Below are 22,862 nucleotides of genomic sequence, written 5' to 3'. Positions count from 1 at the left end.
TCAGCTATGGAATCGGCTGTAAAGAAGGATATAACGTGGGTGTTGTAGATGAGAGAGGGGAGCTTGCGGCAATGAAGGATGGAGTCCCTCAAATGGATATTGGCCCTTGTACGGATGTTCAAGAAAATTGTCCGAAGGGAGAAGGGATGCTTTTTTTGCTAAGAAGCATGACCCCTGATGTGATTGCAGTAGATGAACTTGGAAAGGAGGCTGATTTTATCGGAGTTGAGGCATTGCTTCATGCCGGAGTTACACTCATTTCTACGGTACATGGAAGTGATATGAAGGGCATGTTAAAAAATAAAAAAATTAAACAGATGCTGGAGGAGATGGAAAATGGAAGAATCTTGTTTCTTAGCAATAGATGGGGGATAGGTACTGTGCAGGAAATATGGGACAACTTGGGGCAAAAACGATACGAAAGAAGGGTGGAATCATGCTCATTCAAGCAATAGGAGCAATCTTAGTTTTGGCGGCAACAACCCTTTTTGGGTTTGCTTTTGCAGCCAAAGAAAAATATAGATTGAAAGATCTTGAGGAGATTGAACGGGGAATTTTGCTGATGAAAAATCAAATTTCCTATCTGGGCACGCCTTTGACGGAGTTGCTTGAACAAATCAGTTGGAAAACAGAAGGGATTACCGGTCAGGCTTTTCAAGAGATTTCTAAACAGATGGAAGAACGACGGGGAAATTCTGCTGAGGAAATCTGGGAAGGTACATGGCTTAAGATAGGAAAAAAATCATATTTGACTGCTGTGGATTTGGAAGAGCTTGTTTCTTTTGGAAGAACCCTGGGTTTTATCGAAAAGGAACAACGAGAAGGCAGTATGGATATGCTTTTGCATTATTTGCGGGAAAGACAAGAAGGAATCAAAAAACGTTTGGAAAAAAATGGAAGGCTTTATTACAGCATGGGTGTGCTTAGTGGTCTTTTATTGGTCATTACATTGCTGTAAGCATATGGGGGAGGATTAGGTATGGAAATCAATATTGTATTTCGTATTGCTGCAGTGGGCATTCTGGTGGCTGTTTTGAATCAGGTGTTGATTCGTGCAGGGAGGGAAGAACAGGCCATGATGACCACTTTGGCGGGACTTGTGGTGGTTTTGTTTTGGGTAATTCAGTATATCAGCACTCTTTTTGAAACGGTGCAAACGCTGTTTCAGCTTTAGGGGGGTCAAGCCATGGAGATGGGGCGAATAATCGCACTGGGACTGGTAGGGGTGATTTTTGCGGTAATGCTGAAAAAGGAAAATCCGCAAATCAGCCTTATGGTTTCAGTGGTAACAGGGATTTTAATTTTTTTTATGATTTGTACACCGTTAAGTGGATTAATTGGGCTATTAAGAGATGCCGCCGACAAAGCAGGCGTCAGCAGTGGATATTTTGGAATTGTACTTAAAGTAATCGGAATTGCTTATTTGGCTCAATTCGGAGCACAGCTTTGCGCTGATGCAGGAGAAGGGGCTGTGGCCGCTAAGGTTGAGCTGGCGGGGAAAATATTAATTATGGCTGCTTCTGCGCCTGTTCTAACGGCATTATTAGAATTAGTAATGAATTTGGTTTAAAGGGGGAGGCAGATGAAAAGAATTTGTATCGTTTTTTTGCTATTCCTTGCATTGTTACCTTCGCCTGTTTATGCAGAGGATCTTTTGGAAAATCAATTGGACTCTTTGGGGCTGGAGAATGTGGATGCCCGTTTGGATGACGGGACAAGCTTCGCTTCCCTTGTGAGGGACATTATCTCTGGTGATTACTCTTTTTCTTTCGAGGATTTACCTCGAACCATTATGGATTTGGCATTTGGAGAGTTCAAAACCCAGGGGCGCTTGCTTACCCAGTTGCTTTTGGTTGTCATTTTGAGTGCTGTTTTAAAACAAGTCAGCGGCTCATTTCATGGGAAGTCGGTGGGGGAAATGGGGTTTTACATATGCTACATGGTGTTAATTGTAGTGATAATCACCTCGTTTTATAGCATTTCCGCATCGGTTGTGGATCGGGTTGACAGCACATGCAAGGTATTTCTTGGGATGCTTCCGGTTTTTTTAGTGCTTTCTGTTTCGGGGGGGAATTTTACCCAAACGGCTTTAATGGGACCTACTATTATGGGGGGGTCGACTGCCTTATCCTTTGGCATAAGAGATTTTATTGTGCCGGCCATTCTTCTGGCGGTGGCGTTGGAAATGGCAGATCATATTTCGGAAAAACCAATTTTATCCCGTTTTGCGCAGTTGCTTCGCCAGGGAATCACATGGACCTTAAAGGGCGCGTCAGTCCTTTTTATGCTTTTGCTTTCCCTGCAAAAGGTGGGTGGTGGTGCACTAAACGGCCTAGCGGCAAAAACAGCAAAAATTGCTGTGGGCTCTGTGCCTGTTGTTGGCGATGTAATGGGTGGTGCTATCGAAACTGCTGCAGCAGTGGCGAAAACATTAAAAAGCGGAACATTGGTGGGGGCGGCAATATTTTTATTATTGCTGTGCATTCCTTTGCTGGTCAAGCTGGCGGTCATTCTATTGGTATTTAAAGTAACGGCGGCGGCATCAGAATTTATTTGTGAAGAACGGTTGGTGGACTGCATTAATGCAGCGGGGGATTATACCGCTTTATTGCTAGGGGTGGTTTTTCTTACGGAGGGAATGTTTCTTTTTTCCGCCTTATTACTTTTAGGCGGGTTATAGGGGGGAATTGGAATGATGGAGGCCTTAAGCGCATATATAAAAACTATAACGGCTTTGACCATTTTCTCTGCACTGGCTTGTATGCTGATGCCGGATGGCTCCTTTCGCAAGTATGTGGAACTGGTTCTTGGTGTATTGGTATTAACCGCTGTAATCAGCCCTTTTTTAAGGATTTTTGGTACGGATCAAGGGCATATGGAGCTTGGTTTGCTTCAAAATCAAGCACGGCTGGAAAAGAATTTCTTGTCAAGCAAGGAATATGAAACAGTTGAGCAACAGCGAATATCAGCGGCGTATGGTCAAGTGCTGGAGGATAGAGTCAAAGAGGATCTGACAAAAAAATATAAGGATATAGATTGGGTAAATGTTACCTTTTGTCAGGATTTCGAGGATGAAAACTATGGCACCATAGAAAGCATTACCATCGGTTGCGCCGAGGGAAATGCAGAAAAAATACAAACCTACGCCGCCAATAGGTATGGATTGACAGAAGAAGCGGTAACGGTGGAAAAATGATGAAAGAAGGGTGACATAAGATGCAAAAAGACTTTTGGCGGGAGTTATTTCGGCCGGAAAATAAAAAGACAGGCAATAATATCATTTTGGCATTATTGATAGGTGTGCTTTTGATTATTTTGGGAAAAACTTTTTTTCCCACGGAAGAACCCGCGGCGGAGGTTAAGGCGGATAAGCAAGTAGCACAAATACATAAATCCAATGAACAGGATATGGAAGCTCGTATGGCAGAAATTCTTTCGAAAATTCAGGGGGCGGGACAGGTTGATGTAATGTTGACTTTTCGTGTAAGCACTGAAAGTGTGGTGGCTCATGAAGAAAAAACGGAGGAATCCCGTTCTCAGGAAAACGGAAAAACAAGTGAAAGTTTAAATAAAGAAACAACTGTGGTTATGACTGAGGATGGAAAGGGAAATACATCACCTTTGGTGCTGACAGAGAACTCTCCAAAAGTAGAAGGGGTGGTGATAGTGGCTCAGGGCGGCGATAATGCCGTTGTTTGCAAAGCGTTAAGCAATGCGGCTCAGGCATTATTGGATGTACCGGCTCATAAAATTGCAATACTAAAAATGAAATAAGGGGGAAAAAAAATGTTTGTCATTAAAAGAAATCAGGTAGTGGTTACAGCACTGGCAGTTATGATTGCAGCGGCAGGTTATTTGAATTTTCAGGATAGTAAGGCTTCTCAGCAAACGAAAACTGCGTTACAGCTCACGGAAGAAGGGGACGCCTCTGCGGCAATTCAGGATTATGACACCCTTCCCGATGATATTTCCGCAAATGAAATTGGTTTAGACCCGATTACTGCGGAAGTTTCCAACACCACGGGGGATGGGGCAGCTGTGTTTGTAAGCGCAGATGCAACCTTGGCGGGCTCACAATTTTTTGCAGAAGCAAAATTAGATCGGGAGCAGGCAAGAGCAAAGCAAAAAGATATTTTAACAGAAATGATGAATAATGAAAACGTTAGTGAGAGCCAGAAAGATAAGTGTGGAGACAGCATGTTGCAATTGCAGGAAAGAATCGAAAAAGAGACTGCAGCTGAAGCAATGATTGAAGCAAAAGGCTTTACTGAGGCTTATGTGCGTATTGATGACCAGACCGTTGATGTTGTTGTAGATAAGGCAACATTGTCGGATTCTGAGGTTGCACAAATTGAAGACATTGTAAAACGCAAAACAGGTTTTAAGGCTGACCAAATTAGAATTAATCCGTTAAAAAAATAAAACTACCATAACATGAAATATCAGAATTCTTGTACATCATATTTGTCATTTTGGGCATTACTATATTTATCTAATGTAATAATGCCAAACATATAAATTGGTAATTGTTATTTAATCGTAACAAGGCATTATGTAGCAAAATTCATTAGACGTTAAGCGGCTTAGACAGAGACATTAATATACCAAAAAACGGTTCCGCAACTGCAAAGAATTGCAGGTATTCCATCAGACTTTTTCTATGGAGACTTGACAAGAGAGCGGCTGCAAAACTGCTGTTGGGCATTTATGTTTCGGGTTGAGGCCGCTTAATTTTATTTATTTAAGTATGATTAAAGGATGTATATTTCATTGCATTCCAACCCCGTTTCTGATATAATGAAACCCGATAATGCTTATTTTGTATGAATTTTCTAGGAATGCATAGAATCATGTATAAAGAAGACAGGAGGTATTTAAAATGTCTGAAAATAAAGTAATGGGCGGTCAAATAGAAATTGCCGATGAAGTAATTGGCGTTATTGCGGTTACTGCTGCCCTTGAAGTTGAGGGCGTTTCAGGAAATGCACCTAATAATGCTTTAACAGAGCTTTTTGGGAAAAAAGGGCAAACAAGATGTTTGAAGGTTGCCAAGGATGAGAATGAAGTAGTTCTTGATATGGATATTATTGTAAACTTTGGCACAAAGGTTCAGGTTGTGGCAGAAGAAGTACAAAAGAAAATTAAAAATGCAGTTGAAACCATGACGGGACTTCAAGTTCCTGTTGTTAATGTTAGCGTTTCGGGAATTGTAAAAGAAAAAATTGTTAAGACTGCAGAAGAACTGTAAACAGTGAGTTGTCGGGATACCACTCCAAATTTCGGGGTGGTATTTGTCCTTTTTATTTTTGTGGAGGATTTGAAAATATGAGCCGTAGAAGTGCCAGAAAAAATGCGTTTTTCCTTTTGTTCCAGATGGATTTCAATCAGGCGGAGGAATATGAACAGGTGAAAGAAATTTTCTTTGCAGAAGCAGAAGAGCCTGTGGAAGAAGATGATAAAGACTTTATTGTAAGCGAAGTTGAGGGTACAAGAGCCCATATGGAAGAAATCGACCAAGTTATTGGAGAATGTGCCAAAGGTTGGAACACAGACAGAATGTCTAAGGTCGACTTGGCAATTCTTCGTTTGGCTGTTTATGAGCTTCGTTTTAGCGAAGATACACCAGTGGGTGTTGCTATTAATGAGGCAGTGGAATTGGCAAAAAAATTCAGCTCTGATGAAGCCCCAGGGTTTATCAATGGTATTTTGGGCAAGGTTGTACAATAACAAATATGCTCAGAAAAATGAAAAAACTTATTTTTGGAGTTGTATACAAGAAGTATACGATTTGCCAAAAAACGACTTGTTTTTCCATTTTTCATTCGTGAAAGATGGTTTTTTGTTAGCTTGAGATTACTCTCTTTACTCCACGGAAAAAACTTAGAGATAATATATTAGGTAGTCGTGATTTTTTTTGAGGAAATATGGGAATGAAGATAAATGGAAATGAAGGATAAAAACTTCATAAATCTGTCAATATTAAAGGAAGAGCTGTCTGGCATGAAGGAGGGCTTATGATTGAACCTAAGGTTTTTTCTGTAGGGCAAATAAATAGGTATATCAAAAACCTGATGGAGAACGACTTTATTTTGAGCAGTCTTTTGGTAAAAGGAGAAATCTCAAATTTTAAAGCCCATTCAGGCGGACACCTCTATTTTAGTCTAAAGGATCCTGTAGGGGCGATTTCTTGCGTTATGTTCCGTCAGGATGCCTTAAGTTTACCTTTTGAGCCGGAAAATGGTATGAGTGTCATTTTATATGGTCATGTTTCCCTGTATGAAAAAACAGGGCAATATCAGCTTTATGCTGAAATGATGGAGCCTATAGGCATTGGTTCTTTGCAAATTGCTTATGAACAATTAAAGCGGAAGCTGGAAGAGGAAGGTCTGTTTGACGAAGATTTTAAACGGGAAATCCCCTCCCATGTGGAGAGCATTGCCGTTATTACTTCCCCTACGGGAGCGGCAGTGAGAGATATTATTCAAGTTGCTAAGCGTCGAGACCCTAGAGTAAAAATCGCTGTTTTTCCTGCTTTGGTGCAAGGGGAAAGAGCCGCCGATGACATTGTTCAGGCATTAAAGCTAGCCAACGAATGGGGAAAAGCCGATGTGATTATTCTTGGTCGTGGTGGCGGTTCCATAGAGGATTTATGGGCGTTTAATGAGGAAAGGGTGGCAAGGGCAATTTTTGCTTCTGAAATCCCGGTGATTTCTGCCGTAGGGCATGAAACAGATTTTACCATTGCGGATTTTGTATCCGATTTAAGAGCCCCCACTCCCTCTGCTGCGGCTGAAATGGCTACTCAACCTTTGATACAAAAAATACAGTTTGTTTCTCAGCTTGAAAAACGCTTGGAAAGAAACAGTATGGCAATTCTAGAAGATGCCAAGCGCAGGCTGTTATATATAAAGGAACGCCCTGTGTTAAAACGCCCATTGGAGCGTATTCATAATACACAACTTCTTTTGGAAAAAATAGAGTTGGCTATGACAAAGGCCACGAATCAGAAGCTCCTGCGCCATAGTGAAAAGATTGGAATGCTTGACACAAGGTTGTATGCATCATCTCCCTTTTCGGTGATGAAACGAGGTTATATGATAGGGATGAGCCAGCGCAATAATGTGGTTGTTTCTGTCAAGCAAGTTGAACTTGATGAAGTGATTCGTTTAAGACTTCAAGATGGACATTTAAAAGCAAAGATATTGGAAAAGGCGGTGATGGATCTTGGCGAAGAAAAAGCTGACATTTGAAGAATCCATAGAACGGCTGGAAGAAATCGTTGAGAAGCTGGAGCAAGAGGAGGTTTCTTTAGACGAAACTGTTGCTTTCTATAAGGAGGGCTTGGCTCTTTCCGGATTTTGCAAGGAAAAATTGGCTGTGGCAGAGGGGGAAATTCTTTTGCTGCGCAAGGAAGCGGGTTTATGGCAAGAGGAACCTTTTCAAACAGAGGAGCAGGAGATATGAAAGATTTAAATGAACAAATGAATCAATGGATTGCATATATTGAAGAAAAGCTGGAAGGGTTTATGCCGAAACAAGGGGCGTTTCCCCCGGTTATTTTTGAAGCAATGGCTTACAGCCTTTTTGCTGGTGGAAAACGTCTGCGCCCCATGATGCTTTTGGCGGCTTGCGAAGCCGTTGGCGGAGACAAGGAAGAGGCTGTTCCTTTTGCCTGCGCCATGGAAATGATTCATACCTATTCCTTAATTCACGATGATTTACCTGCCATGGACAACGATGATTATCGCAGAGGCAGGCTGACCAATCACAAGGTTTATGGTGAAGATATGGCAATTCTTGCAGGAGATGGTTTGTTGCATCAGGCTATGGAGGTTATGGCAGATGCTTGTTATAACAATCCCTCAAAAAAAACCACGGGAGCTATGCAGGCCATTGCTAACGGTGCAGGTGTTCACGGAATGTTAATCGGTCAAGTGGTAGATGTTTTTTACGAAGGTAAGCCTTTGGAGGCAAATATTCTTGAATTTATTCATATAAATAAAACAGCGGCAATGATTCGTGGAGCCTTAAAGGCCGGTGCTATTTTAGGCGGTGCAACAATTGAGACAGCAGAAAGTTTTGCTTTGGCCGGTGAGAAAATCGGTGTTGCCTTTCAAATTTTGGATGATATTTTAGATGTAACAAGCACCATGGAGGAATTGGGCAAGCCCATTCATAGTGATGAACGAAATGAAAAGACCACCTATGTTACCCTTTATGGTATTGAAAAATCCAGAGAAATTGCTTGCAAGCTTTCCGATGAGGCGATTTCTATATGGAATGAGTTGGGAGAAGGCAGCATATTCTTAAAGGATTTAACAGAATATTTAACAAAAAGAACTTATTAACAAAGAATCTGGGATGACGGAAGAAAGAAGATGGGAGTATGGGATTCGGAGAAATCACATATAACGTGCCTTTATGGGCGGCTATGATATCTTGGGCCATTGCTCAAGGTTCAAAAATCATTTTAACATTAATCACAGAAAAACGGTTTGATGCCACCCGCATTGTGGGAACAGGTGGTATGCCAAGCTCTCATTCAGCTTTGGTTATGGCTCTCACTTTTAGTGTTGGAAAATATAACAGCTTTGGTTCTCCACTGTTTGCCATGGCTTTGATTTTTTCCTTTGTTGTCATGTATGATGCGGCAGGAATTCGTAGAGCGGCAGGAAAGCAGGCCGAAATTATCAACATGCTGTTGCTTAAACATGAAGTGCCTGATATGGAGAAGTTAAAGGAATTGTTGGGACATACGCCGTTAGAGGTATTTGTCGGAGGACTTCTGGGAATCGCAGTGGGTTTTTGGATATAGAATGGTAGAGAGCAGGTGAAGCTGTGGGAGGATTATTGGACAGAATCCAAGCCACTGGAGATATCAAAAAAATGAAGGAAGAAGAACTGGAGCCTCTCTGTAAAGAGATGAGGCGCTTTCTGCTGCAAAATGTTTGCAAAACCGGTGGACATTTGGCCTCAAATCTTGGGGTGGTAGAATTAACCGTAGCACTGGAATATATCTTCGACCTTCCAGAGGATAAAATCGTATGGGATGTGGGGCACCAAGCCTATATCCATAAAATATTAACAGGTAGAAAAAAAGATTTTTCAACCTTGCGCCAATTGGATGGCCTAAGCGGTTTTCCAAAACCCCAGGAAAGTGATGCTGATGCTTTTGCCGCAGGGCATAGCTCCACATCTATTTCAGCTGCCCTGGGTATTGCAAAGGCAAGGGATTTGCAGGGAAGGAATCATAACGTGTTAGCTGTTATTGGAGATGGCTCTATGACGGGCGGGCTTGCTTATGAAGCATTCAATAATGCAGGACGTGATAAAACAAATTTTATTGTGATTTTGAATGACAACCAGATGTCCATTGACAATAATGTAGGTGCCATCAGTAAGCACTTAAATAGCCTACGTACCAGTAACCGATATCGAACGTTGAAGGATAATTTTAAGCAGTTTAGAGACCAGGTTCCTGTTCTTGGAAAGGCAACATATTTGGTTCTGGAAAAAGTTCGAGACAGTGCAAAGCTGCTTTTTTTAGAGGGAGCAGTCTTTGAAGAGTTTGGTTTAAAATATATAGGACCTGTGGATGGTCATAATTTAGAAGAGATGCTTGAAATATTTCGCAATGTAAAGGATGCCCAGGAACCTATCTTAATTCATATCAAAACAACAAAAGGCAAAGGCTATTTGCCGGCTGAAAATAATCCCGGTCCTTTCCATGGTGTTGGGCCCTTTGATATAAAAACAGGAAATGGTCTGAGCAAGAGTGAGAACCCAAGCTGGTCTGGGGTTTTCGGCAAAAAGATAGTGGAGTTGGGAGAAAAAAATCCAAAGGTGGTTGGGATTACAGCGGCAATGTGCAGTGGAACAGGTTTTGAAGCCTTTCAGGCTGCCTTTCCCGAACGTTTTTTTGATGTTGCCATCGCTGAACAGCATGGAACCACATTTGCCGCAGGATTAGCAAGTCAAGGAATTGTACCTGTTTTTGCAGTATACTCTTCGTTTTTACAAAGGGCGTACGACCAAGTGATCCATGACGTCTGTATGGAAAATTTACATGTAGTATTTGCTATTGATCGGGCTGGAATTGTTGGCGCAGATGGTGAGACCCACCAAGGTGTTTTCGATCTTTCCTACTTGACACATATTCCTAACATGACAGTGCTTTCGCCCAAAAATGCTTGGGAGCTGGAGGAAATGTTGGAGTATGGCGTAAATGTTTGTGAGGGGCCTGTTGCAATTCGCTATCCTAGAGGGACGGCGGAAATAGATTTTGCAGAACATAAAGAGCCCATTCATTATGGGAAGGCAGAGGTTATACAAAAAGGAAAGGGCATTGCCATATTGGCAGAGGGGCATATGCTGCAGGCAGTGAAACAGGCTGCAGAACGGTTGACTCAAGATGGAGTGGATGCGCCAACTGTAGTAAACATGCGGTTTATCTCGCCTTTGGATGAGGAACTGTTACTTGAAATCACAAAGGATTGTAGTGAGGTTTTTACGGTGGAGGATAATCTTCGAAAAGGTGGCTTCGGTTCAAAAGTTTTGGAGTTTTATAGTGATGGTGGTTATCGAATTTCCGTGACCAATTTGGCATTTCCCGACAAATTTATTGAACAGGGTTCACAAAGCCAGTTATTTGCCCGCTATGGCTTGGATGCCGAGGGTATTTACAGAAAAATTAAGGGGAAAATAGGAGAAAGTTATGGCGGATAAGGAAAGACTTGATGTCTTGCTGGTAGAAAAAAGCTTAGCCACCTCAAGGGAGTTGGCAAAGGCATATATTATGGCAGGAAATGTATATGTTGATGGGATGAAAGAGGATAAAGCAGGCACAAAGGTATCCGTTTCGGCGGCGATTGAGGTGAGAGGCCCTCAAATGAAATATGTGAGTCGTGGTGGTTATAAATTGGAAAAGGCCATAGATTCTTTTGGAATTTCTTTGAAAGGAAAAGTTTGTTTAGATATTGGGGCATCAACGGGGGGATTTACGGATTGTATGTTGCAAAACGGAGCCACTAAGGTATATGCCATTGATGTAGGCTACGGACAATTTGCCTGGAAGCTACGGACAGATGAACGGGTTGTGTGCTTGGAAAAAACCAATGTACGTTACATTACCCAAGAGCAGGTACCTGATGCGGCAGATTTTGCCTCTATTGATGTTTCCTTTATTTCCTTGACCAAGGTGCTACCTGCGGTGTTGGGAGTCATGAAGGAAGATGGTCAGCTTGTTTGTCTCATTAAACCTCAATTTGAAGCAGGCAGAGAAAAGGTTGGTAAAAAAGGTGTGGTTAGGGATATTGCAGTCCATAAGGAAGTCATTGTGGCAATTGCAGAGTATGCAATGACCCAGGGGATTGGTATTTTGGGTCTTAGTTTTTCGCCAATCAAAGGACCAGAGGGCAATATCGAGTATTTAATCTATTTGGATAAAAAACAGCAGGGTATGACCAGGGAGGAGGTTTATTTCCTTTTAGAAGATATCGTGGGAAAATCTCATGAGGAGCTTCAATAGGAAATAGAATGACCTATGATAAAAGTCGGATTGATTCCCAATATTGAAAAAGATAAGGACTTGGCTGTTACCAAGCGTTTAACAGGGCATTTATTAGACAAGGGATGTATCCCTCAGTTGCCGGAAAAAATTGCTGAGCTTGCAGACTTAGATATGTATGCGAGAAAAGAGCATGAGATATATGAACATACAGATTTTATTATTTCCCTTGGGGGAGATGGCACCTTGTTGGGGGTAGGCAGAAGAGCCAGCCAATTTAACACACCTATATTAGGGATTAATTTGGGCACGTTGGGGTTTTTAACGGCAGAGGAAAAGAACAGGGCCGAGTATGCCATTGATAAAGTCCTAATGGGCGACTACAAAAAAGAAAAAAGAATGATGCTGCAAACTTCCATCTCAACGGAGGAAGGGCGCATTGACGGCATCACAGCATTGAACGATATTTGTATTTCTAGAGGCTTACTTTATAAAATTCTAGAATTTAATGTATTTGTAAACGACGAATATGTAGATACATTGCGGGCGGATGGAGTCATCATTTGTACGCCTACAGGTTCTACTGCATATAATTTATCTGCGGGGGGGCCTGTTTTAAAGGCGGATGCGCAAATTATCGCTATTCCCCCCATTGCCCCCCATACCTTGACTAGCCGTTCCGTTGTGGTTTCTGCCGACGACGTAGTGACAGTGGAGGTAAATCCAAGAGAGGATACAGCCTTTACCATTAGTGCAGACGGACAAGAGAGCTGGAGCCTAACAGGCAAAAAAGTTGTTCAAATTCGCAGAGCAGGGGTTTATACAACCATAATTAAAACGAATCCGCAAAACTTTTATGATGTTTTGCGTCATAAACTATCAAGATAAAAATGGCATAAAAAAAGGAGGCGCGGGCTATGAAAATTGCCAGACATGCAAAAATTCTTGAGTTAATCGAGAATTACGATATTGAAACACAGGACGAATTGGCACAAAGGCTGTGTGATGAAGGATTTATGGTTACACAGGCAACGGTATCCAGAGATATTCGAGAAATGAAGCTTACAAAAATTGCGACAGAAAAAGGAAGACAGAAATATGCAGTTATCTCTGGAAATGACACGGAAATAACAGAGAGACTGACCCGTGTGTTTAAGGAAGCGGTAGTTAAAATGGATTACGCACAGAATATGATTGTCATTAAAACCCTTGAGGGTATGGGAATGGCCGTTGCTGTTGCCTTAGATAACATGCAAAATTCAGAAATATTGGGAACAATTGCGGGAGATGACACAGTTTTTTGTGTGGTTCGTACCCATAACCAGGCAGCTGTTATTATTGAAAAGCTGTATCGTATTATTCATAGTGCATAAATTCCGATAGGAGGGAATGTCTATGCTGGAAAATCTGCATATTAAAAATGTTGCGCTGATTGAAGAATGTCAGGTTTCTTTTGGAAAAGGACTGAATATTTTAACGGGAGAAACGGGAGCGGGTAAATCTATGCTCATTGACTCCCTTCAATTTGCTTTAGGCGGAAGAATGGGCAAAGATTTTTTGCGCAGAGATCAAAAAATGGCTTTGGTAGAAGCACTTTTTTCTATAAAGGACTCCGGTTTTGGAAGTAAACTTCTGGAAAATGGGATTGAACCTGAGGAAGATGGAACTGTTCTGGTTAGCCGTACTTTAAGCGATATGGGAAAATCAGTTTGCCGTATCAATGGCAGTATGGTGACAATCAGTATGTTGCGGGAGCTTGCCACAGATTTAATTGATATTTATGGACAGCATGAACACCAATCCCTTTTAAATCCTTCGAAGCATATTCGTTTATTAGATCGATTTTGCATCGAGGGTTTTGATAAGGCTCTAGAAGACTATAAAAAAAGCTATGAAAAAAGAAAAGAAATTGATGCTGAGCTGGAAAAATTGATGGGTGATGAAGCCCAAAGAGAACAGCGTATGGATATTTTAAACTTTCAAAAGGAAGAAATAGAAAATGCCGCTTTGACTCCCGCTGAGGAAGAGGAATTGATAGAGAAAAAGAAACGTCTGACGCATATGGAGCGTTTGATACGTTTAACCATAGAGAGCACAAATCTTTTATATGACGGAACGGAGGACATGCCTTCTGCCTGGGATAACGTCAGTGTGGCTGTTGGGAAGCTTAGAGAGTGTGCTACCTTAGATACGGCCATTGAAGGTTACTACAATGACCTTGAGGATGTTTATGCTAGGTTAGAGGATATTTCCAGAGAAATAAAACGATACTCCCAAAATTTAGAAGATGACCCTTCTGAATTGGAGCTGGTGGAAGAGCGATTACAAACCATATATAAAATGAAGCGGAAGTATGGTGGAAGTGTAGAAGCAGTTTTAGATTTTTACCATAAAATTTCAAAAGAAATTGCATTTTTTTCAAACAGTCAGGAACGGGTGATTCAGCTAAGTGGAGCAAGAGAGAAGGAACAACTTCTTTTAGAAGCTGCTGCGAAGCAATTAACTGCTTTGCGAGAAGAGGCGGCAGAGAGAGTAGCCAAGCAAATTGAGGGCTCTTTAAAGGATATGGAAATGAATAATGCCAAATTCTACATACAGGTGACTCCTCGGGATGAGTGGAATGCTATGGGTAAAGATAAGGTGGAGTTTTTAATCTCACCCAACAAAGGGGAGGATTTGAAGCCTCTTTCTAAAATTGCTTCCGGTGGAGAAATGAGCCGTGTTATGTTGGCATTAAAAGCCGTGTTGGTAGACGCAGATGAAATTGAAACTTTTATTTTTGATGAAATTGACACCGGTGTTAGTGGCAGAACCGCAGCGAAAGTAGGAAAGAAAATGAGCCTCATTGGTGAGAAAAGGCAGGTTCTTTGTATTACGCACTTACCTCAGATTGCCGCAATGGCGGACAAGCATTTTCTTATTGAAAAGGAAACAAAAAACGATCAGACCCTCACAATGGTAAAAAGTTTGGATGAGGAAGCTTCCATAGGGGAAGTTGCTCGTCTTATGGGAAGCACAACAGTAACCCAAGCTACCCTTACAGCCGCAAAAGAATTGCGGGAAGGTAAGAAAAGCTCTGTTCGCTGATGGGGACAAAAAAGCGGCATTATCGTTTAGGCGAAAATGCCGCTTTTCTGGAAAATTTTATAATTTAAATTCTTCTGGTTTTTGGGCAACCTGAAGAGGAGAACTCTGAAAAATGTTGTTTGCATAAGGATCCCCACCACCATTATCCTGTCTGCTTAAGAGCCATTGGATATAAAGAAGCAACTCTTTTTTTCCACGGTCATCTAACTTACCGAAATATTCATTCAAAATTTCGTAATCATCTGTTTTTTTGTCGGGTTCATAGGGTCGTCGGATTTCATTCACTCCTAAAAGAAAATCCAGAGATACATTAAAAATAGATGCAATTTTTTTTAAGTCGGAGATAGAAGGTTGATTATGACCTGACTCGTAGTTTGAAATAGCGGTTGCGCCATAAGTTAACTCTTTAGCCAATGCCGCCTGTGTAATTTTTTTTTCTTTTCGAAGCTGTCTTAGCCTTTCATGAAATTCCATAGAAACACCTCATTATAGTAGAGAGCATATTTTATATAAGAATGATTATAGAGTGAAATATCGTAGGGCGAAAGATATAATCATAAAAACGGAAAAAATTTCAAAAAAAATCATGGATTATGGACTAAAAAGGAATCATTATTATTATTGATGTCTATTGTCAAAAAAAACGTAGAATGTATTGACAAGTCTAGAAAAAAATGATATTTTTAAATCACAGAAATCATATAGGAATACTATGATATAAAAAAGACGCCGAAAGGAGCATTTATATGGCAACGAAAATATATATGGACAATGCAGCAACAACACCGGTAAGGGATGAAGTATTAGATACGATTCTTCCTTATTTCAAAGAGTTTTACGGTAATGCATCCAGTGTGTATAGTATTGCAAAAGAGAGTAAAAAAGCACTGGAAAAGGCAAGAGAACAGGTGGCAAAGGGTATTGGTGCAAAGGCAGAAGAAATTTATTTTACTGCTGGTGGCTCAGAAAGTGATAATATGGCGCTGAGGGGCGTTGCAGAAGCTTTGGCGAAAAAGGGTAAACATATTATTACGACAAAAATTGAACATCATGCAATTTTGCATACCGGTGAATATTTAGAAAAACATGGTTGTGAAGTAACTTATTTATCTGTAGATGAATTTGGAAAGATTTCTTTGGATGAACTTGAAAAAAGTATTCGTCCTGAAACAATTCTTATTTCCGTTATGTTCGCAAATAATGAAATCGGTACAATTCAGCCTATTGCAGAAATTGGAAAATTAGCCCATGAAAAGGGGATTTTGTTCCACACAGATGCAGTGCAGGCTGTTGGGCATGTTGCAATTGATGTAAACGAAATGAATATTGACTTGCTCTCCATGAGTGGTCATAAGTTGGGCGCACCAAAAGGCATTGGAGCAATTTATATTCGTAAGGGTGTTCCCATTCAGCCTTTGATTTTTGGTGGTGCTCAGGAGAAGAAAAAACGTGCAGGTACAGAAAACATTCCAGGGATTGTTGGCTTAGGCAAGGCAGTAGAGCTGGCAGTTGGTGAAATGGAAACTGAAACAAAGCGTCTGCATCATTTAAGAGATAAATTAATCAACGGAATTTTAGAAAAGGTGCCTTATAGCCGTTTAAATGGACACCCTACAGATAGATTACCCGGTAACTGTAATATTTCCTTTGGTTATATTGAAGGAGAATCCATGTTATTATTGCTTGACGCACTGGGTATTGCTGCATCCAGTGGTTCCGCATGTACTTCAGGCTCTTTGGACCCTTCCCATGTATTGATGGCCATTGGCTTGCCTCATGAAATTGCCCATGGTTCCTTATTGACCTTAGATCGTGGCAATACAGAGGAAGAAGTTGATTTTATCTTGGATAAAATCCCTGAAGTTGTTCAAAAATTAAGAGACATGTCTCCCTTATATGAGGAAGTTGAGAATAAAAAAGCTTGATGTAAGAAAACGAAGGAGGAAGTTTAGATGGAATACAGCGAGAAAGTAATGGATCATTTTATGAACCCCAGAAATGTTGGTGTCATTGAAGATGCAAGTGGCGTAGGTCAGGTTGGCAACGCAAAATGTGGCGACATTATGAAGGTTTATTTAAAAATAGAAGATGGACGAATTGAAGATGCAAAATTTAAAACCTTTGGATGCGGTGCTGCTGTGGCAACTAGCTCCATGGCAACAGAGTTGGTAAAGGGGAAAACACTTCAGGAAGCATTAGAGGTAACAAACAAAGCGGTTATGGAGGCATTGGATGGATTGCCCCCTGTAAAAGTACACTGTTCCTGTCTTGCAGAGGAAGCACTTCACGCAGCTTTGTGGGATTATGCAGAAAAAAATGGCGTGAAAATTGAGGGCTTGAAACCACCTGTAGATGACGTGGATGAATTGCATCATATGGAAAATGAAGAATAAAATAGCGTAATATCTAAAAAGACGGCTGAATGAAAGCCGCCTTTTTTATTGCTCCCATTTGCTAGAAAAGGTAACCGTTCACACTGGTTCAGTAAAAACGCTAGTCGGGGCGGGAGGAATTTGTTTTTCTACCTGTTTACAGATTTCATTGGAATTGCCTATTTGGATAAAAGATGCAACATGGTACACTCATTACCCCTCCAGGAGTGGATTGGATTTTCAAAGGAATTATCACGAATTTGAAAGAAGAGTTAATTAAAAATCAACAGAAAAAATTCCTTAATAGTTGCAGAAATTCTTTTAACTCTAAAATATAAAAGAAAATGATATTTATTTACACAATTTTACTATTTACGACAATTTGAATATCAAAAAATCACTAACAATTAATTAATTGTTTGGTATAAAGTGACAAATATTTATTTTTCTAATTTAATTTAGAGGGAAATCGGTACAAGTGAAGAAAACTATTATATGTATATATTGTTTAAAAACGATATTGTGTATACAAAATTATGCAATGTGGCTTTTGTCATTAAAATTGAATTAGGAGGTTGGTATTATGAAAAATTACACTGCAGACAAAGTTAGAAACGTAGTTCTATTGGGTCACAGCGGTTCCGGTAAGACAACATATGCCGAAGCAGCTCTCTTCTATTCCGGTGCAACAAAGCGCTTTGGAAAGGTTGATGAGGGCAATACCGTTAGTGACTATGAAGCAGAAGAAATTCGTCGTAAGGTATCAATCAATACATCTGTATTACCCGTTGAGTGGCAGGATACAAAAATCAACTTCCTAGATACACCAGGTTATTTCGACTTTATTTCGGAAGCAAAAATGGCAATGAGCGTGGCAGATACAGCATTGATTTTGGTTTCGGCAAAATCAGGCGTGGAAGTAGGCACAGAGAAAGCTTGGGAATCTATTGAAGAGATGCATCTTCCAAGGTTTTTCTTTGTAAATCAAATGGATGATGAAAATGCTGATTTTGAAAAAACGTTGGCTGACTTGAGAAGTAATTTTGGAAAAGCAGTTGCGCCCCTGCAAATTCCTTTTAATGATGAAGACGGTAAATTTATAGGTTTTATTAATTTGATTAAGAGAGATGCAAGAAAAAAAGTGAACGGCAAATTGCAGGCTTGTGAAGTGCCGGAAGATAAAATTGACGAAGTAGAAGTTCTCCGTTCCATGCTGGTGGAAGTTGCTGCTGAAAGTAGTGATGAATTGATGGAGAAGTTCTTTAACGATATAGAATTGACAGAAGAAGAGATTTATGATGGTTTGCTGTTAGGAATTGAAAACCGTAGCATTGCCCCTGTTATGTGTGGCTCGGCAACATTGGGCTATGGGGTGAAATTATTGATGAATACCATTGTTAGATTCACGCCGCCGGCAATGGAATCAAAGAAAAATTTTCATGCTTTTATTGATGGTACGGATACTGTGTTATGCAGTACGGAGGATAAAAACTTTTCTGCTTTTGTATTTAAAACCATTTCAGACCCTTACATTGGTCGTCTAAATTTATTCAGAATTATGACAGGAAAACTTGATAACACCATGAGTATCTATAATGTTGAAAAGGATACTATTGAAAAGGTGGGGCATCTTTATATTGTGCGAGGGAAAGAGCAAATTGAAGTCAGTGAATTACATACAGGAGATATTGGGGCATTGGCCAAACTTTCCAATACGTCTACCCAAGATACTTTGACTTCAAAAGAGCATCCCATTGTTATTCCAAAGCTTCCTCTACCAAGCTCTGTTTTATCCATGGCAATTCAGCCAAAAGGAAAGGGCGATGAGGATAAACTTTCAGCCGCATTGTCAAAAATTAGAGAAGAAGACCCTACCATCAAAATGGAAGTAAACAAAGAAACAAAACAAACAGTTATTTCCGGCATTGGTGAACAACAGCTGGATGTTATGGTGAATAAATTAAAAACAAAGTATAAAATCGAAGTTGATATGATTGATCCTATTATTCCATATAGAGAAACGATTAAAGGAAAGTCATCTGTCAGAGGACGCTATAAGAAACAATCCGGTGGACATGGTCAATTTGGTGATATTGTTATGGAATTTGAGCCTAGCGGTGATATGTCTTCACCTTATGTTTTTGTGGAGAAGATTTTTGGTGGCTCTGTGCCAAAACAGTATTTCCCTGCTGTTGAAAAAGGTTTGCAGGAATGTGTTTTAAGCGGTGTTTTGGCAGGTTATCCCGTTGTTGGTTTAAAGGCTACGTTGACAGACGGTTCTTATCATCCTGTGGATTCATCTGAAATGGCGTTTAAGATGGCAACCTCCGTTGCTTTCAAGGAAGGTGTGCCCCAGGCAAAACCTACCTTGCTGGAGCCCATTGAGCATGTTGAGGTGCTTATTCCTGAAAAATACATGGGAGACATTATGGGGGATATTAATAAGCGCAGAGGCCGTATTTTAAGCATGGATTCTGTTGGCACCAAGAAATGTATTGTGGCAGAGGTGCCTGCGTCGGAAATGCATAAATATGCTACCGATTTACGTTCTTTAACCCAGAGCCGTGGCGATTATAAGCACTATTTTGAACGCTATGAAGAAGTGCCAGCTGAGATTCAGAAAAAAATTATTGAACGCAGATTAGTAGAGAAAGAAAAATAAAGTTCTAGTGTAATTCATATCAATCGCAGACACGAACCATGAATGGTTTCTTATTAGAATCCTTCCACGGCAAGTGTCTGTTTTTGTTTTAAAGATGAGAAATATATCATCTTATGTAGAAGAATGGTTTTATTTCATTGCGTAAAATTTATATTGCGTGCAAAAGTCACTGACAAATGAATAAAATTATGTTATGATTAACTCCAATGTAGGAAACAATTGGTATGATAAAAAGTAGTTTTTATAATTGAAAAAATTTTCTTTTATAAAAATGATGCTGCATCCATCTGTGAAAATCCAATTGAATAAGGGTTTTATCTTAAGGATGAGTGGATTTATTTCCTATGTTTAGAATGAGATATCTTAATTTGAGAAGAATATGTTTAGAATTGATTCGGAGAAGCAAGGAGGTTATCATATGCTTGATGTTGCAATTATTGGCGGTGGCCCTGCGGCACTATCTGCTGCGCTAAACTGTCGTCAGAGAAACAAAACAGTATGTGTTTTTGGCAGAAGCTTGGACAGCTCATTATTGTTTACAGCGGAAAAGGTGGATAATTACTTGGGATTGCCTGATGTGAACGGCGAAGAACTGCTCAATCAGTTTTATTCCCATGCAGTAAAAAAAGGCGTGGAATTTCAGGAGTGTCGTGTGACACAGATATTAAACGTTGGTGAGCATTACATGATTAATGCAGAAAATAACTTTATTGAAGCGAAAGCCATTATTCTTGCGACAGGCCTTAGCAAAAGCAAAGGCATTGCAGGTGAGATGGATTATTTAGGCAAAGGCGTTAGCTATTGTGCAACTTGTGATGGTATGCTGTATCGAAACAAAAAGGTAGTGGTTGTAAGCGAAAATGAGGAAGGGGAGGCAGAAGCGAATTTTTTGGCGGACATCTGCCAAGAAGTATCCTATATCCCTCTTTATAAAAATATTGCTTTTCTGAAAGAAAACGTAAAGGTTGTAAACGCAGCGCCCAAGGCAGTGGTTGGTGCTGATGATAAGGTTGGGGCGTTGGAAACTGACAAAGAAACAATTTCTTGTGATGGCATTTTCTTCGCAAAAAACACGATGCCTCCGGACAGTCTGGTATTTGGATTGAAAACGGATGGAAAAAATATTGAAGTTGATAGACGTATGGCCACGAATTTACCACGGGTTTATGCCGCAGGAGACTGTACCGGTGCACCATATCAAATTGCCAAGGCAGTTGGAGAGGGTTTGGTAGCAGCATTGTCGGCGGTTTCTGATATAGATAAAATGAAGACTGTATAATAGACTCCCTTCAGGCAACAAAAGGAATGGACAGAAGATTTGTCCGTCCATTTTGGGAAACTAATTGGATATTCCCAAAATTTGAAAAGCCTGAAGGGGTTTTTTTGCTTCTTCCCAGAATAAAGAGGAATAGCAGTTATTGATTAAAATTTACTAAAAAGTGTTGGTTTTAGTAAAAAGGAAGAAAACAAAAGGAAACAAAAGATATTTTTAGAAAAAATGAAGTGTATTACTATTTTTAGCATAATAAGTTCTAATTTAACCAAATTGTGGCTAAAACCAATGTAAATAAAATTTGAATAATCTTGAAAAAATGCTAATATAATATCAGAAATCAGCACTCGGCTAGGCTGAGTGCTAACAGATACAAATAAGGAGGTAATGATATGAAACTTTCACCATTAGGAGATAAGGTAGTATTAAAGCAGTTGGAGGCAGAAGAAACTACAAAATCAGGTTTGATTTTAACTTCTCAGTCCAAAGAGAAACCCCAGGAAGCAATTGTTGTTGCGGTAGGCCCCGGTGGCATGGTTGGGGATACTAAGGTTGAAATGGTTCTAAAAGAAGGGGATCATGTTATTTTCTCCAGATATGGCGCTATGGAAATCAAATTTGACGGCGAAGAATATCTGGTTATGAAGCAAAATGATATTTTGGCAGTAGTAAAAGACTGATTTAGGAGGCGTTAAGATATGGCAAAGGAAATTAAATATAGTACAGAAGCCAGAAGTGCGATGGCAGCAGGTGTTGATAAATTAGCAAATACAGTTAAGGTTACATTAGGACCCAAAGGACGTAATGTTGTCTTGGATCGTAAATTTACATCTCCGTTGATTACAAATGACGGTGTAACAATCGCAAAAGATATCGAGTTGGAGGATCCTTATGAAAATATGGGTGCTCAGTTGGTAAAAGAAGTTGCTACCCAGACAAATGATGTTGCCGGCGACGGTACCACTACTGCAACGGTTTTGGCTCAGGCAATGATTCAAGAAGGTCTGAAAAATATTGCCGCAGGTGCAAATGCAATTATTTTAAGAAAAGGTATGCACAAAGCAACAGAAGCAGCAGTAGCTGAAATTAAAAAAATGAGTCAGGCTGTTACAACAAAAAAACATATCTCCAATGTTGCTGCAATTTCCGCAGGGGATGATGAAGTTGGCGATATGATTTCCGACGCCATGGAAAAGGTTACAAACGATGGCGTAATTACAGTAGAAGAATCTAAAACCATGAAAACAGAGTTGGAATTGGTGGAAGGTATGCAGTTTGATAAAGGTTACCTTTCTTCCTATATGTCCACTGATATGGAAAAAATGGTTGCAATTTTGGAAGATCCTTATATTCTTGTAACTGATAAAAAGATTTCTAATATTCAGGAACTGGTTCCTGTTTTGGAACAGGTAATGCAGACAAACGGCAAAATCTTAATTATTGCTGATGATGTGGAAGGGGAAGCTTTGGCTACCTTGGTTGTAAATAAATTAAGAGGAACCTTCACATGCGTTGCCGTAAAGGCTCCTGGTTATGGCGAAAGAAGAAAAGCGCAGCTTGCTGATATTGCAGCATTAACAGGTGCTCAGGTTATTTCTGAGGAAATTGGTCTGGATTTGAAAGAAACAACATTGGATATGCTGGGTCGCGCAAAAACAGTTCGTGTTGAAAAAGAATTGACAATCATTGCGGATGGCGCAGGCGCAAAAGAAGAAATCGAAGGCCGTATCCATCAAATTAGAAAAGCAATTGATGAAACAGATTCTGATTTTGATAGAGAAAAATTGCAGGAAAGACTTGCAAAACTTAGTGGTGGAGTAGCTGTGATTAAAGTAGGTGCTGCTACAGAAACTGAAATGAAAGAAAAGAAACTTCGTATGGAAGATGCTTTGGCAGCTACAAGAGCAGCTGTGGAAGAAGGTATTGTTGCCGGCGGTGGAACTGTTTTGGTTCATGCAATTG

25 protein-coding genes and 1 pseudogene are annotated in these 22,862 nt (G+C 40.2%); 25 read left to right on the top strand and 1 reads right to left on the bottom strand.

Translation table 11 applies throughout. The annotated features are described in order from the left end of the window. From RTK36_RS01350 to recN, 19 genes and pseudogenes are all read left to right on the top strand, one after another. A pseudogene (locus RTK36_RS01350) lies at positions 1-455 on the top strand (stage III sporulation protein AA); the annotation flags it as partial. Then, complete coding sequence (locus tag RTK36_RS01345) at positions 437-958, top strand: stage III sporulation protein AB (protein ID WP_312043537.1); 522 nt, start codon at positions 437-439, stop codon at positions 956-958. The pseudogene RTK36_RS01350 and the gene RTK36_RS01345, both read left to right, overlap by 19 nt. Before the next feature lie 21 nt (positions 959-979). After that, positions 980-1,174: a stage III sporulation protein AC gene (gene spoIIIAC / locus RTK36_RS01340; protein WP_066051238.1), complete on the top strand. Its 195-nt coding sequence runs from the start codon at positions 980-982 to the stop codon at positions 1,172-1,174. Between the two features lie 12 nt (positions 1,175-1,186). Continuing rightward, positions 1,187-1,570 carry a stage III sporulation protein AD gene (spoIIIAD, locus tag RTK36_RS01335; protein WP_312043535.1) on the top strand — a complete coding sequence of 128 codons (384 nt, stop codon included), beginning with the start codon at positions 1,187-1,189 and terminating at the stop codon, positions 1,568-1,570. Positions 1,571-1,582: 12 nt separating this feature from the next. Further along, entirely contained in the window at positions 1,583-2,680 is a 1,098-nt protein-coding gene (locus RTK36_RS01330; RefSeq protein ID WP_312043533.1) for a stage III sporulation protein AE, read from the top strand. Between the two features lie 12 nt (positions 2,681-2,692). After that, a complete protein-coding gene (locus RTK36_RS01325) occupies positions 2,693-3,196 on the top strand; it encodes a stage III sporulation protein AF (RefSeq protein ID WP_312043531.1) in 504 nt (167 codons plus the stop codon). Between the two features lie 20 nt (positions 3,197-3,216). Then, complete coding sequence (locus RTK36_RS01320) at positions 3,217-3,774, top strand: hypothetical protein (protein ID WP_312043529.1); 558 nt, start codon at positions 3,217-3,219, stop codon at positions 3,772-3,774. Positions 3,775-3,786: 12 nt separating this feature from the next. Continuing rightward, positions 3,787-4,422, top strand: coding sequence for a SpoIIIAH-like family protein (locus tag RTK36_RS01315; protein WP_312043527.1), 636 nt, complete (start codon positions 3,787-3,789; stop codon positions 4,420-4,422). A 457-nt stretch (positions 4,423-4,879) separates the two neighbouring features. After that, positions 4,880-5,248, top strand: a complete 369-nt coding sequence (locus RTK36_RS01310) for an Asp23/Gls24 family envelope stress response protein (protein WP_312043525.1) — start codon at positions 4,880-4,882, stop codon at positions 5,246-5,248. Positions 5,249-5,325: 77 nt separating this feature from the next. After that, on the top strand, positions 5,326-5,727 hold the full coding sequence (nusB, locus tag RTK36_RS01305; RefSeq protein WP_312043523.1) for a transcription antitermination factor NusB: 402 nt from the start codon (positions 5,326-5,328) through the stop codon (positions 5,725-5,727). A gap of 287 nt (positions 5,728-6,014) precedes the next feature. Continuing rightward, on the top strand, positions 6,015-7,250 hold the full coding sequence (gene xseA, locus RTK36_RS01300) for an exodeoxyribonuclease VII large subunit (protein WP_312043521.1): 1,236 nt from the start codon (positions 6,015-6,017) through the stop codon (positions 7,248-7,250). Next, positions 7,225-7,464 (top strand): exodeoxyribonuclease VII small subunit, encoded by a 240-nt coding sequence (xseB, locus tag RTK36_RS01295; RefSeq protein WP_312043519.1) that lies wholly within the window; start codon positions 7,225-7,227, stop codon positions 7,462-7,464. Before xseA ends, xseB begins: the two co-directional genes overlap by 26 nt. Then, complete coding sequence (locus tag RTK36_RS01290) at positions 7,461-8,348, top strand: polyprenyl synthetase family protein (protein ID WP_312043517.1); 888 nt, start codon at positions 7,461-7,463, stop codon at positions 8,346-8,348. The genes xseB and RTK36_RS01290 overlap by 4 nt, the downstream gene beginning before the upstream one ends. Before the next feature lie 38 nt (positions 8,349-8,386). Continuing rightward, positions 8,387-8,815, top strand: a complete 429-nt coding sequence (locus tag RTK36_RS01285; RefSeq protein WP_312043515.1) for a divergent PAP2 family protein — start codon at positions 8,387-8,389, stop codon at positions 8,813-8,815. A gap of 23 nt (positions 8,816-8,838) precedes the next feature. Next, positions 8,839-10,725 (top strand): 1-deoxy-D-xylulose-5-phosphate synthase, encoded by a 1,887-nt coding sequence (dxs, locus tag RTK36_RS01280; RefSeq protein ID WP_312043513.1) that lies wholly within the window; start codon positions 8,839-8,841, stop codon positions 10,723-10,725. Beyond that, the gene (locus RTK36_RS01275) at positions 10,715-11,527 is read left to right on the top strand and encodes a TlyA family RNA methyltransferase (protein ID WP_312043511.1); all 813 of its coding nucleotides are present in this window, start codon (positions 10,715-10,717) and stop codon (positions 11,525-11,527) included. Before dxs ends, RTK36_RS01275 begins: the two co-directional genes overlap by 11 nt. Positions 11,528-11,542: 15 nt before the next feature. After that, complete coding sequence (locus RTK36_RS01270) at positions 11,543-12,394, top strand: NAD(+)/NADH kinase (protein WP_312043509.1); 852 nt, start codon at positions 11,543-11,545, stop codon at positions 12,392-12,394. A 29-nt stretch (positions 12,395-12,423) separates the two neighbouring features. Further along, positions 12,424-12,879 (top strand): arginine repressor, encoded by a 456-nt coding sequence (locus RTK36_RS01265; RefSeq protein WP_066051199.1) that lies wholly within the window; start codon positions 12,424-12,426, stop codon positions 12,877-12,879. Between the two features lie 22 nt (positions 12,880-12,901). Continuing rightward, entirely contained in the window at positions 12,902-14,593 is a 1,692-nt protein-coding gene (gene recN, locus RTK36_RS01260; protein ID WP_312043507.1) for a DNA repair protein RecN, read from the top strand. Between the two features lie 57 nt (positions 14,594-14,650). On the opposite strand, the gene RTK36_RS01255 is transcribed toward recN, so the two are convergent. Next, positions 14,651-15,067 carry a helix-turn-helix domain-containing protein gene (locus tag RTK36_RS01255; protein ID WP_256148986.1) on the bottom strand — a complete coding sequence of 139 codons (417 nt, stop codon included), beginning with the start codon at positions 15,065-15,067 and terminating at the stop codon, positions 14,651-14,653. Between the two features lie 272 nt (positions 15,068-15,339). Here RTK36_RS01255 and nifS point away from each other — a divergent pair, with 272 nt between their 5' ends. The 6 genes from nifS to groL form a co-directional block, all read left to right on the top strand. Further along, a complete protein-coding gene (gene nifS / locus RTK36_RS01250; RefSeq protein WP_312043505.1) occupies positions 15,340-16,518 on the top strand; it encodes a cysteine desulfurase NifS in 1,179 nt (392 codons plus the stop codon). Between the two features lie 27 nt (positions 16,519-16,545). Continuing rightward, positions 16,546-16,986, top strand: coding sequence for a Fe-S cluster assembly scaffold protein NifU (gene nifU / locus RTK36_RS01245; RefSeq protein ID WP_312043503.1), 441 nt, complete (start codon positions 16,546-16,548; stop codon positions 16,984-16,986). 562 nt (positions 16,987-17,548) lie between these two features. Further along, positions 17,549-19,627, top strand: coding sequence for an elongation factor G (fusA, locus tag RTK36_RS01240; protein ID WP_312043500.1), 2,079 nt, complete (start codon positions 17,549-17,551; stop codon positions 19,625-19,627). Positions 19,628-20,045: 418 nt separating this feature from the next. Further along, positions 20,046-20,906, top strand: a complete 861-nt coding sequence (locus RTK36_RS01235) for an NAD(P)/FAD-dependent oxidoreductase (RefSeq protein WP_312043498.1) — start codon at positions 20,046-20,048, stop codon at positions 20,904-20,906. A gap of 386 nt (positions 20,907-21,292) precedes the next feature. After that, a complete protein-coding gene (locus RTK36_RS01230) occupies positions 21,293-21,580 on the top strand; it encodes a co-chaperone GroES (protein ID WP_066051177.1) in 288 nt (95 codons plus the stop codon). Between the two features lie 18 nt (positions 21,581-21,598). After that, positions 21,599-22,862: chaperonin GroEL (groL, locus tag RTK36_RS01225; RefSeq protein WP_312043495.1), on the top strand; the 1,264-nt coding region annotated here is incomplete at its 3' end.

The sequence above is a fragment of the Anaerotignum sp. genome (genome assembly GCF_031981185.1).
In the GTDB taxonomy this organism is placed as follows: Bacteria; Bacillota; Clostridia; order Lachnospirales; family Anaerotignaceae; genus Chakrabartyella.
The sequence above is the reverse complement of the archived record's forward strand: the minus strand, read 5'-3'. Positions and strand labels throughout refer to the sequence as shown.